We start from the raw sequence: 12,294 nt of genomic DNA, 5'->3' as shown, positions 1-12,294 counted from the left end.
TCCGAAACGTACGCGAATCACAAAAACAATTTTATTAATCATTTGAATCTCCTCCTCTTATTTTTTTCAAAATAGAATTATCTAATGTGACGTTCGTACTCAAACCGTTTATCAAGCATTTTGTTTCTCAAAGCCTCGATGCGCTTGCGGTCCTCATAGCGTTGTTGTACTGATGCCGGCTTCCTGACTGAAACCGTGAACGTCAACGCAAATAAGTTGAATTTCATCATCGCACGACCTCCCTCCATTTTTAATTGTGTTTTGTTGAAAAATCCTTTTTGTTCAATCGGCATACGTAGATTTGCAGTTGATGCTTGCATATTCTTCATCCTTTCATTTAGCATTTTTGTGGGTTAAGATCGCCGGACGGAGTGTTGATCAACATTCCGAGAGACAACATTTATTTATATAAAAGCGAAGCGCAAAGCGCTCAGCTTCATACCAAAAAGCAAAAAAAGACCGCAAAGGCAGCACGCCGATACGGTCAAAAGAGCATAAAAAGACCGCAGTCAGTGGAGACCTGCGGATTTATTCTTATTCATTGCTTAAAAAGAGCCAATTAGTGCACTAAGAAATTCGTCGAGGTCATCCGAACAGAATATACAATTGATGATACGGTAACTTTCTTCTCAACTGTCATCATGTTTTGATGACCTCCTTTCGTTAATTTGCTTTTTTATTATATATGGTAAATGTTTCAAAGTAAACCCTTATTGAAAAAAACAGGCGTTTTTTACACTGATAAGAACGTATAAAAAAGATTCAAGGAAATGAGTGTAAGTGGTCCGACATAACGCCACGTCCTGTGGCAGGCCGGACGACACTAGGCCATCCATGGCCGTCGCAACTAAGCCTTCGCCAGAGGCTTGGTGAAGCCAAGTTTTCTAATGGGGGTAGCTGCCCCTTTCCGACCAAATTTATTGCGTTGCGCCGCTTCCACTGCTTAAATGCAAGGTTGAGGCGACAAAACATACGCGATCCTCAAACACGTGGTGCAAGGTCTTCATCATTCCGTGTTCCGGCCGGTCTGTATACACAATGACTTGCTTCGGCGCCAGGGCGATCAAAGTCAGAACAATCGAAGGTTCAGCCTCAATGCCCCATTGCTTGAGCAGCGGGTAAAAGGAACGCACCGATTGCACATTGCGGATCAGACGGTGGTGATCGTCATATAATCGAAACGGATGCTCATCGTATACTTCAATCTTTTCACAAAGAGGCTTATAGGCCCGGATGATGCGTCTTAGCTTGTCTATAAAAACTTGATACTCCTGCTCCAGCTTATATTCGTCAATCGCGATCTCCACGTATTGACGGAGTGCTTCTTTATACGCGATCAAGCGGAAGCGGATGATGGATTCGAAAGAAAACGTATTGTGTTCTTTTAAAATTCCTTCAAGCGATTCCATGATGGTTTCACGTCGGTCTTTAAGTGTTTCTGTTTGCGGCAAATCATTTTTTTCACCCGCAAAAATAGCGAATACTATATTTAAGATTGCCACTTGTTCTTCCGGTTCCGTAAAATAGTAATACTTTTCAATGATCGTCATGATCCAGTCTTTTTCATGATGTTCGATTATATAGCGGGTAATTAATTGTGCAAATTCTTTATAGTCCGCCGTTTTGTCCGGAAAAACGGCGAGACGGCTGTTAATGAGCAGCACACCGGTCACTTGCCTGAAGGAAGAGGGCAGTCTTCGATAAAAATCTGCCGCCTCCTGCTGGGTATCAAAAACAATCTCCAATGGTTCATCCTCCCCGTCCCATCTTATATAAAGACTATATGGGAGGAAGTCCTCATTCATGCTTTCGAAAAAATTATATTTTTGCTTTTATTTGCTAACGGCGGTTAGAGCCGTCCATTTTAACAAGTTTTGTGAAATGGCGGATACGCTCCATCAGTCGCTTCGCTTTGACATTTTCGATACCGCTTTTCTGCGAATAGGAAAAATGATCTTCCAATTCATCGTAGTTAAAGTTAGATGTATAAAGCGTTGGCAGATGATCCATCATTCGGTATTGAAGAATACTTCCGAGCACTTCATCGCGCACCCAGGGCGTAATTGTCTCAGCACCGATATCGTCTAGGATTAAAACGGGTGTCTTTTTCAGCACATCAAGTTTCGTGTCAACGGAGTTATCTTGGATCGCACCTTTAATTTCTCTAAAAAAATCGGGAACATAGACAATAAGCGAGGCAACATGCCGCCGTTCAGCTAAACGATTCATGATCGCTCCCATTAAATAGGTTTTCCCGACACCAAACTGACCGCAAAGATACAGTCCCTTTGTCTCACCAGGATCCGTCAGGTAATCTCTCACGAATTCACCCGCCGCAAGAATGGCTTCTTGGCGTCCGCCTTCTCCCTTGTCAATCATCCCAAATGTCGCATTTAAAATATCCTTGGGCACATAGTAGCTGCGAATCAATTCGCTTTGACGATGCTTCGAATCGCGTTCTTCAAGCAGAGGACAGGGAGAAAAGGTGAGGGAAGGCGTTCCCTTATCATTTACCAATTGCGGCCTATAGCCTTTCATCATATTTGGACATTGATCCAACCCGGGACACTGCGCACAATGCTTCTGTTCGGCGGCAAATTGATAAAGACGGGAAAGACTTCTCGTCCAAGCCGCTGAATCGATATCCGGATTTTTCTCAGCAAATTCACGAATAGCCGGATTTTTCCCGAGCGCACCGGCAAGCTGATCCCATTTTCCCTGTATAGTTCGCTGACCGGTCAAGTCCTTAAATAATGAGTTAATCGGTTCCATTCATGCACCCTCCCTAACCACGGCTCTCATATATTATTCAGGTAATCCTCAAGCCATTTTGCTCTCTGTTTCACCGCTTCATCGTCTGCACCTGATTGTTCTTTCGGCTGTTTCGGGTTCTTCATCCATTCAGGAATGACTTCACGGTGCTCATCCTGCCCCGGCTTTCTCGGTCGTCGCGTTTTATTTGCAGATCCTGAACCAACGGCTCTTTTCGTCTGATCACGTTTCTTTTGTTCTTCTCGGGCGTAAGTCATCGCCTGCCGCACGGTCCGGACATTTGCTCTTGCCCACTGGGCCGCGACTTTTTCAACAAAGGACTTGTTCAAATTGTGATCATTGACTTGCGATATGTAGTCAATCAAGACATTGATCACACCCGGATTCAATTTTGTATCGAACATCAGATTCTCGACCAAGCGTAAATCAGGCGCTGCCGGTTTGCTGCCCTGCCCAAGTGCTTGGAGCAGCTGATAAGGTGAATTTCCTTCATACCAAGCGATCAAGCGTTCTTCTTCAGTTTGCGGCTCTTTTTCAACGATTTCTCGTTCCGCGCGCGGCTGAGTACGTTCGTAGAGTGCAGGCATTTCGTCCTGTCCATGCTCAAGAAGATAAAAATCACGTACTTCTTTTCGCAGCGTATCAATATCCACAGTACCGGTATGCAATGCCGCCGACTGTAATGCCCGACTCATATCATAAGGCTCAGTCTGGTAGACAAAAGCCAGCTTATCAATAGCAAATCGAACGTCATCGGTCAGCGCATCTTCCGTCAGAATAGCGTCGGAAAGATAGGGCATCATCGCTTTAAAATCAAAATGTCTGTTAAATTCAAGCTTGGGTGCTTCAGCACGGGCGCTCCACGAACCAGACAATGAAGTGTTTTTCATTTCATCGGTGGATTCTGCGGACGGCATCGATTGAAATACCTCGTCAAAATGTGCGGAGACATCATCATAGCCAGCCATGTTCATAATTTTGTTTTCAAATAAACGAAGGAGCCTTTTGTATTCTCTGGGTCCAACCTGCCGATACAAAAATAAATTTAAAAAACCGTCTTTAAAAAACAAATCGGGCGTCAGTGGGGGCTCGAGACAGTATACGAATTGTCCGGGATTCGCTTCCTTTTTCTTCAAGGTTTGCAACAGACCGATAGCTTCCAGCTTCTTTCTTGCTGTGAGAATACGGTCTAGAGACAGGTTCATCATGCCCATGAGATGATGATGCGTCAAAAAATCCTCTGAATCATCAGTTTCCTGCCAAAGCGTAAAATACATGCTTGCCGCCTCTAAACCGATCAGAGGCTGATACAGGCATGTAATGACTCTTTGGTCGAATGAATGAAGCAATCCATTGGTTCGAACACGATAGTGATCACCGGGCAGCACTTCTTTCCAAGACTGCAGCAAATCGTCAACCCCCATTCTGCGTCTTTCGTGCTAGAATTAAGGACCCTTCTCAGATCGGCATTCCTCATTCTCTCACTTCTTGCTGTTTTTTTCTTTCTCCAATTGATCTTTCAATTCTTGAATTTTCTTAGCAAAAACATTGATGTCCGTAAACTGTCTATATACTGAAGCGAAGCGGACATAAGCAACCTCGTCCACCTTCACTAGTTCATTCATCACACGCTCGCCAATTTCATGGCTATTCACTTCCGAACGACCCTCGTCGCGCAGCACCTTTTCTACATCATTTGCCAGCTGTTCAAGTCGCTCGAGCGGAACCGGACGTTTTTCACAGGCTTTTATAAGCCCGCGCAGCATCTTTTCATGACTGAACGCTTCTCGGTTATCCCCTTTTTTCACGACGACCAAAGGAGTCTCCTCCACTTTCTCGAAAGTGGTAAAACGGTGATGGCACAATTCGCATTCTCTGCGTCGGCGAATAACGCGCCCATTGTCGACCGGGCGGGAATCCAACACTTTTGTCGCCATTTGTTTACAGCTTGGACAGCGCATCTTTTTCACTCCATTCGCTGTATTTCGATAAACTTATTGTATCCTACTAAACAGCTGATGAAAAGCCGAGCGGTAACAAGTCCAATTAATTCTCAAGAGACCACCGTTGAAGCAGCCGCTGAAGCTGTTCTTCGGTTTCCTCAATCGAGCCATTATTATCAATCACCGCATCCGCCAGCTTCACTTTTTCTGATAGTGGAATTTGTGAACCCATGCGTGCACGTGCCTGAGACTCATCCAAATGGTTTCTCGCCATCAGTCGTTTCAGTTGATTGGTTTCAGACACATAGACGACGATCGTTTTGTCTACCCAAGACGCCAAGCCGCTTTCATAGAGCAAAGGAATATCCAAAAAGGCAGCACTTGCTCCTTCTTTTTCATATTGGTCAAGTTCTTTGAGCATCCGCGAGCGAATAAGCGGATGGAGCAGCGCATTCAACGCGGCACGTTTTTTATCATCTTGAAAAATCAGGCTGGCGAGTTGCTTACGATCAAGTTCACCCGTAGGCAGAATCATGGCATCTCCGAACTTATCAGAAATTCTGCACAGTGCCGGCTGCCCTGCGGCGACAACCTCTCTGGAAATCTTATCTGCGTCAATGACCGAGTATCCATGGTGTATCAGCCAGCGTGAGATCGTGCTCTTACCGCTTGCGATCCCGCCTGTCAATCCGATTTTCATCATTTTCCAAACCTCTTGGCTGGCAGAGTGGACAAAAATGTGTGCCGCGTCCGCCAACTTTAATTTTTTCGATCGATGTTCCACAATGCACACAAGGCTCGCCGGCTCTGCCATACACCGTTAATTGCTGCTGGAAGAGGCCCATATGCCCCTGACTGTTAACGAATGTACGAATGGTGCTGCCGCCAAGTTTTACAGCATCGCTTAATGTCTCAACGATCGCCTTTCTTAATCGTTCCAATTGTGCTTCAGAGAGTTCACTTGCCGTAGTCAACGGATGAATTCCGGCCTTAAACAAGGACTCATCAACATAAATATTCCCCAGTCCGACGATGATCGTTTGATCAAGCAAAACGAGTTTAATTGAGCGTTTCGTACGTTGGAAAGCATGGGCCAAGTAGCCTGTCGTCAACTCGGGCGACAACGGTTCGAGGCCAAGTTTCGACAGCGGCAAGTGCTTCCATTGTTCACCTTTGTTAAAAAGGTGCATCGTGCCGAATTTGCGGACATCACGATAACGAAGTGCTGTGTCATCGGTAAAATGGAAAATGACATGAGTATAGTGATCAATCGGATCTTGCTCAGGATCCAGTCGATAACGTCCTTCCATTCTTAAATGTGAGACGAGCACCACGTCGTCATAACAAAACAGCAAAAATTTGCCGCGCCGCTGTACATCATGCAACGTTTCACCAATCATCCTCGTTTTAAATTGATTGAGATCAGTTGGCCTGCGGATGATGTTCGGCCAGCGCACCTCTACACTTTTGATTGTCTTCCCAATAACCAGCTCATTCAACGTGCGTTTGACAGTTTCCACTTCTGGTAATTCCGGCAACCTGTTTCCCCCTAAATTCTCTATTCTATGATCGGCGTATTCTGTTCAGGCTTCTCCTCCCGTTGGACATTACTTTGCATCGTACCAGGTCGGTCCGTAAGAGCTCTCCACCTTCAAAGGGACACTCAGTTTAATTGCGTGCTCCATCACATCCGGTACAATCTGATTCATGACTTCTAATTCCTGCTCCGGAACTTCAAAAATCAATTCATCGTGCACTTGCAAGAGCATTCTGGCTTCCAACTTCTCATCTTTAAGTCGTTGATCCATATTGATCATTGCCTTCTTGATCACATCGGCTGCGCTGCCTTGAATCGGTGTATTCATCGCTGTACGTTCTGCGAAGCTGCGGCTATTAAAATTCCGACTATTGATATCAGGCAGATAACGGCGGCGATTCAATAATGTCGTTACGTACCCGTCCGTTTTCGCCTGCCGAACAATATTTTCCATATAACGATGCACACCTGGATAACTCTGCAAGTATTTTTCTATAAAGTGTGCGGCATCTTTCCGTGTGATTCCCAGATTCTGCGAAAGGCCATAGTCGCTGATCCCGTAGATAATACCGAAATTGACTGCTTTCGCATGGCGCCGCATCAGTGACGTAACCTCATCTTTTTCTACACCGAAAACATCCATTGCCGTTTTCGTGTGAATATCCATATCTTCAATAAACGCCTGTTTCAAGTTATCGTCATCAGCAATATGCGCGAGTACGCGCAATTCGATCTGAGAATAATCCGCTGAGAAAATCTGCCAACCCGCTTCTGAAGGAAGAAAAGCTTTCCGTATCTTGCGCCCCTCTTCCAGCCTAATTGGTATATTTTGCAAGTTCGGATCGGTTGAACTGAGTCTCCCGGTCTGTGTGAGGGCTTGATTATAACACGTATGCACGCGTCCTGTCTCCGGATGAATCACTTTGAGCAGCCCCTCCACATAAGTGGATTTGAGCTTTCCCAGCTGACGGAAATCGAGAATCTTGCCGATTACTTCATGGCGGCCACGCAATTTCTCAAGTACATCCGCTGCTGTAGAATAGCCGGTTTTTGTTTTCTTTACCGGTGGCAGCTGCAGCTTCTCAAAGAGAATTTCGCCAAGCTGCTTTGGCGAATTAATATTAAACGTTACGCCTGCCATGGCATAAATATCATGTTCAATAACATCAAGCGTCCGATCAAGCTCCTCACCCATTGCCTTCAGTGTTTCGCTGCTGGCTTTAATCCCCGTATATTCCATTCTCGCAAGCACTCGGGCAAGGGGAAGTTCAAGCTCAAAAAGCAATTCTTTTTGTTTGTTTTCGATTAATTCTTGAATCAATTTTGGCTCAAGCTGCAGCAATGCGGATGCCTTTCTGCCAAGGTGCTGGGCTTGAGCTTCGCCTTCAGGTATTTTACGTTTTGCGCCTTTTCCATAAAAAACGTCATCGGTTTCAATGTTGGAAATACCGCGTTTTGTCGCAAGCAGCGCTAAATCCTGCCCCGCCTCCGAAGTATCAATCAAATAAGTTGCCAGGCGAACGTCAAAAGCGATTCCTTGGAGCTTAATTCCGCGCCATTTTAAAGCCACTTCAGCTTTCTTGCTGTCAAGCAGCACTTTTTTCATTTCAGGATCTTCCAGCCACCGGCGGAAGCATTCGTCCTTGATCGCCTGCTCGGTTTCCATAAAGAACGTACCCGCCTCATTTGAAATGGCAAATCCGGTAATCGCCGCATAATGATAGTTTTCATCGAGCATCTGCACAACTAATGCGCTCGGAGATACGAGCTGTTCAGCAGTGAATTCTGTCACTGTTTGAACAGAAATAGCCGCCGTTTCCGATGCGTGTCCATCAGGATCTGGAACTTCTAGTTTATTAAGCAGCGATTGAAAACCCAGCTCACGAAATAAATCTTTCAATCGATCCGTAAATTCATGAGAATAGCTGCATGAGTCAATGGTTAGTTCTACGGGCGCGTCCTTGTCAATCGTCGCGATTTTCTTGCTTAGCAAAGCCTGATCTTTATTCGTTTCCAGCTTTTCTTTTAACTTCTTGCCGGTCACTTCGTCAACATGCGCATACACACCTTCGATCGTCCCAAATTGCTTAAGCAGTTTGATCGCGGTCTTTTCCCCCACTCCAGGCACACCTGGAATATTGTCGGAGGCGTCACCCATTAGTCCTTTAAGGTCAATCACCTCATGCGGATTGATCGCGTAACGTTCCTTGACCTTATCTACATCATAATCAACAGTGTCAGTGATTCCTTTACGGATCAATGAGACGCGAACCCCTTCGTCAACGAGCTGAAGGTAATCCTTGTCTCCAGTCACAATCCGAACATCAAATCCATCGTTACTTGCTTTTCGAGCAAGCGTTCCAACGATATCATCCGCCTCATAATTGTCGAGCTCGTAACGCTGAATCGTCATCGCATCAAGCAATTCGTGGACAAGTGGAAATTGCTGTGACAATTCAGGCGGCGTCTTCTGGCGACCGCCTTTATATTCTTTATAGGTTTCATGACGGAAGGTCGTCTTCCCTGCATCGAAAGCGACGAGCAGATGCGTTGGTTTCTCTTCTTCAATGACCTTCATCAACATCATCGTGAAGCCGTAGACTGCGTTTGTATACATGCCTTGATTATTGCTTAGTAACGGCAATGCGAAAAAGGCACGATAAACGACATTATTTCCATCAATTAAGACAAGTTTTTTCATCATATTCCTCCTGAAAAACAAAGAAAACCTGTGTTGCTTTTTCTTATATTCTAAAGCAACACAGGTTATTTATCCAATCAAGTTGATGATTTATTAAAAGTGATTGTAAAGGTTGAACCTTTACCAGGTACACTAGTTACGTGTATTTTGCCATCATGCGCCTCAACCAGATGTTTGACAATAGCAAGACCTAATCCCGTTCCGCCTGAGTCTCTGCTTCTCGCCTTATCCACACGATAAAACCGCTCGAAAATGCGCGGAATTTGGTCTTGCTCAATTCCCATTCCTGTATCGGATATGACAAGATCCGCCTCTGATTTGCGTTCATGTATCGCTATTGTGACTGTTCCATTTTCCGGAGTATAGGAAATCGCGTTAGAAATCAAATTGATCATGATTTGACGAATCCGAAATGCATCCCCGGCAACCACTCCTTCATCACCTTGAAGATACTCTAACTTTATCTTCTTCGCCTCCGCTTTTTCTCTAAGAATAAGCAGCACACTTTCCAATACATCACTAAGAGAAACCGGTGCCCACTGGAGTACAAAATGCTCCCGTTCGATTTTCGACAGTTCGAGCAGGTCAGTGATGAGACTCTGCAAACGACGACCTTCGTGAAGCATGATGTGCAAAAACTGATCCTCAAGCTCTTTATCTTCTCGCGCTCCATCAAGTAACGTTTCAGTAAAACCGATCAGCGAGGTAACCGGTGTCTTTAATTCATGAGAAACATTGGCAACGAAGTCTTTTCGCGTATTCTCCAATTTCTTAATCGCAGTGATATCGTGAAATACGACGACAATACCCCTGATTTTCTTGTGCTTATTTAAGATCGGCGCGCAAGAAATGTCGAAGTGCTTACGTTCGATATGAACTGTAAATTGCAATTGACGGGCAAGCTTTTCCTTTGTCTCAAAGACTTCGTCAATCATTTTGCGAACCTCATCATAAGGAATAACCTCATGATAGTCTGCCAACTCCCAATGGGTCGCACGAGTTTGAAAGTCTTCTTTAAACGTATGATTAACATAATTGATACGCCCAACGCCATCGACAAATAGTAGACCGTTCCCTATGTTCTCAATTAGTGTCGTCATACTGTCCTGTTGACGTGTGTAGGAACGATTAATCTCATGCATCGCATCAGACATTCGGTTCAGTGCCAAATTCAGTCGCAGTATACTCTCACGCTTTACATGGTCCGGAGCGATCATGTTGTAAGAACCCTCTAATAGATTTTCGACCATGCGGGAAGCAAAACGTATCGGACGTGCGTAGGAGAGAACAAGATAATCTCGATAATACAGCAGCGCGATACCGGCCGCTGCAAGGAGGCAATAGACAAGTCCAAGGCCGACAATGGACGTCCTGTATCCGTTTATTTTGAGATAGCCTACCTTTGCTCCATCCGATTTTAATGCTTTTATGTATACCAAAAAATCGCCCGATTCACGCAAGCCTGCAATCTGATCGAGCGTCTTTTTTTCTTTCCCTGTTGATGAATAGATCAGCTTCCGATCACGATTATAGAGAGTAAGCTGAATATGCTCCTTTTTTGCGAATTGAGAAAAAGAAGATTCAAATTCATCTACTTGGACCTTTCCCTGTCTAACTGCAACGGATTCAATCCAGTTTCCCCGCGCGTCCATTGTCTGCTTATCGTCATAAAGGAGGGCAACTTGAATGACTTCGTTTGTAACAAAAATGACGAAGAGCATGCAGACGATAACAAATCCCCAGCGCGCCCACATTCTGCCATCAAACCTTCGGCTCATCAAATTTATAACCCAACCCTCGTACTGTTTTTATATAAAGCGGTTTGCGTGTCACATCTTCAATTTTTTCTCGCAAATGACTGACATGAACATCGACAATCCGTGTATCACCAGCAAAGTCGTAGTTCCAGACAGCGTTCAGCAATTGCTCACGTGTGAGGACCCTTCCCTTGTGCTCCATCATATAGACCAGCAGTTCGAACTCCTTTGGTGTCAAAACCATTTCATCATCTTTGAATGTCGCTTCAAAGTTGTTCGGATACACTTTCAAATCGCCGATTGAGAGCACTTCATTTTGTTCCTGTTTTCCAAGATCTGTACGTCTCAAAATCGCTTTGACACGCGCAACCACTTCACGCGGGCTAAAGGGTTTTGTCATATAATCATCCGCACCCAGCTCAAGACCAAGAATCTTGTCAAGCTCATCATCCTTGGCTGTAAGCATTAAAATCGGCACAAAATAGCGTTCCTGGCGAAGTTGTTTGCATACATCCATTCCGTCCATTCCAGGAAGCATCAGATCCAAAACAATCAAATCCGGTCGAGAATCTCTTGCCAGTTTCAATGCGTCTGTCCCATTTGCGGCAGTCAGTACGTCGTAGCCTGCTTTTTTTAAGTTAAAGGAGAGCAGCGTCACAATAGACGGCTCATCATCCACAACCATTATTTTCTTTGCCAAGCATATCACCCCTTGCTTCTCTTTTTATCATAACAAGTTTAAGCAAAAGATTCAGCAATGATCCTCTTGGTCAGCCGAAACGTCCGGAAATATAATCTGATGTACTCTTTTTTTCCGGATTCGTGAACAACGTTTTTGTTTTGCCGAATTCAATCAGCTCTCCCTGATAGAAGAACGCGGTATAGTCGGCAATTCTGGCTGCCTGCTGCATATTGTGCGTGACGATGATAATCGTGTAGCTGTTCTTAAGCTCAAGCAGCAGTTCTTCAATTTTGGCACTTGAAACCGGATCAAGCGCGGATGTCGGTTCGTCGAGCAAAATCACATTCGGTTTGAGCGCAAGCGCGCGGGCGATGCACAGACGCTGCTGCTGACCGCCGGAAAGGCTGGTCGCCGAACGATCCAAGCGATCCTTTACCTCGTCCCATAGACCAACCTGTTTCAGACAATCTTCTGTGGTTTCCTTCAGCATTTTCTTGTTGCGGACTCCTGCGAATCGAAGCGGTAATTGAATATTCTCACTGATGGATTTTGGAAATGGGTTCGGCTGCTGAAATACCATACCGATCTCCTTGCGCAACTGAACAACGTCCACTTTCGGATTAAGAATATTAACATCCTTATACCCAATCATTCCTTCGCATCGAGCGGACGGAATCAAATCATTCATCCGATTGATCGTACGGATGAACGTCGATTTCCCGCATCCGGACGGTCCAATCAATGCCGTGATTGATTTCTCATGAATTGGGAGATTAACATCTTTAACTGCGTGATTGTCACCATAAAAAATATTGACATTCTCCACATTGATTTGAATCGGAAGTTCCTTAGTCACTGTATTATTTGTAAATGAGACAATATTTTTCTCCATTTGAATCATA

The 12,294-nt window shown here is 44.8% G+C and carries 11 protein-coding genes; all 11 read right to left on the bottom strand.

What is annotated here, in order from left to right; genetic code table 11:
* Nucleotides 1-77: 77 nt before the first annotated feature.
* The 11 genes from BM003_RS08285 to pstB all read right to left on the bottom strand — a co-directional run bounded on the left by BM003_RS08285 (nucleotide 78) and on the right by pstB (nucleotide 12,284).
* Nucleotides 78-320, bottom strand: coding sequence for a YrzI family small protein (locus tag BM003_RS08285; protein ID WP_093672008.1), 243 nt, complete (start codon nucleotides 318-320; stop codon nucleotides 78-80).
* 597 nt (nucleotides 321-917) lie between these two features.
* On the bottom strand, nucleotides 918-1,745 hold the full coding sequence (locus BM003_RS08275; RefSeq protein WP_093672004.1) for a putative sporulation protein YtxC: 828 nt from the start codon (nucleotides 1,743-1,745) through the stop codon (nucleotides 918-920).
* Between the two features lie 94 nt (nucleotides 1,746-1,839).
* Nucleotides 1,840-2,772 (bottom strand): primosomal protein DnaI, encoded by a 933-nt coding sequence (gene dnaI / locus BM003_RS08270; protein WP_093672003.1) that lies wholly within the window; start codon nucleotides 2,770-2,772, stop codon nucleotides 1,840-1,842.
* 26 nt (nucleotides 2,773-2,798) lie between these two features.
* A complete protein-coding gene (locus BM003_RS08265; protein ID WP_093672119.1) occupies nucleotides 2,799-4,181 on the bottom strand; it encodes a replication initiation and membrane attachment family protein in 1,383 nt (460 codons plus the stop codon).
* 72 nt (nucleotides 4,182-4,253) lie between these two features.
* Nucleotides 4,254-4,733: a transcriptional regulator NrdR gene (gene nrdR, locus BM003_RS08260; protein ID WP_093672001.1), complete on the bottom strand. Its 480-nt coding sequence runs from the start codon at nucleotides 4,731-4,733 to the stop codon at nucleotides 4,254-4,256.
* 85 nt (nucleotides 4,734-4,818) lie between these two features.
* A complete protein-coding gene (coaE, locus tag BM003_RS08255) occupies nucleotides 4,819-5,418 on the bottom strand; it encodes a dephospho-CoA kinase (RefSeq protein ID WP_093671999.1) in 600 nt (199 codons plus the stop codon).
* Nucleotides 5,378-6,253 (bottom strand): DNA-formamidopyrimidine glycosylase, encoded by an 876-nt coding sequence (gene mutM, locus BM003_RS08250; RefSeq protein WP_093671997.1) that lies wholly within the window; start codon nucleotides 6,251-6,253, stop codon nucleotides 5,378-5,380. Before mutM ends, coaE begins: the two co-directional genes overlap by 41 nt.
* Nucleotides 6,254-6,322: 69 nt before the next feature.
* The gene (gene polA / locus BM003_RS08245; RefSeq protein ID WP_093671995.1) at nucleotides 6,323-8,953 is read right to left on the bottom strand and encodes a DNA polymerase I; all 2,631 of its coding nucleotides are present in this window, start codon (nucleotides 8,951-8,953) and stop codon (nucleotides 6,323-6,325) included.
* Between the two features lie 77 nt (nucleotides 8,954-9,030).
* A complete protein-coding gene (gene pnpS, locus BM003_RS08240) occupies nucleotides 9,031-10,731 on the bottom strand; it encodes a two-component system histidine kinase PnpS (protein WP_245734155.1) in 1,701 nt (566 codons plus the stop codon).
* Nucleotides 10,715-11,410 carry a response regulator transcription factor gene (locus tag BM003_RS08235; RefSeq protein ID WP_093671991.1) on the bottom strand — a complete coding sequence of 232 codons (696 nt, stop codon included), beginning with the start codon at nucleotides 11,408-11,410 and terminating at the stop codon, nucleotides 10,715-10,717. The genes pnpS and BM003_RS08235 overlap by 17 nt, the downstream gene beginning before the upstream one ends.
* Before the next feature lie 70 nt (nucleotides 11,411-11,480).
* The gene (gene pstB / locus BM003_RS08230; protein ID WP_245734167.1) at nucleotides 11,481-12,284 is read right to left on the bottom strand and encodes a phosphate ABC transporter ATP-binding protein PstB; all 804 of its coding nucleotides are present in this window, start codon (nucleotides 12,282-12,284) and stop codon (nucleotides 11,481-11,483) included.
* Nucleotides 12,285-12,294 lie beyond the last annotated feature (10 nt).

Source organism: Sporolactobacillus nakayamae (assembly GCF_900113325.1).
Classification (GTDB): Bacteria; Bacillota; Bacilli; order Bacillales; family Sporolactobacillaceae; genus Sporolactobacillus; species Sporolactobacillus nakayamae.
The sequence above is the reverse complement of the archived record's forward strand: the minus strand, read 5'-3'. Positions and strand labels throughout refer to the sequence as shown.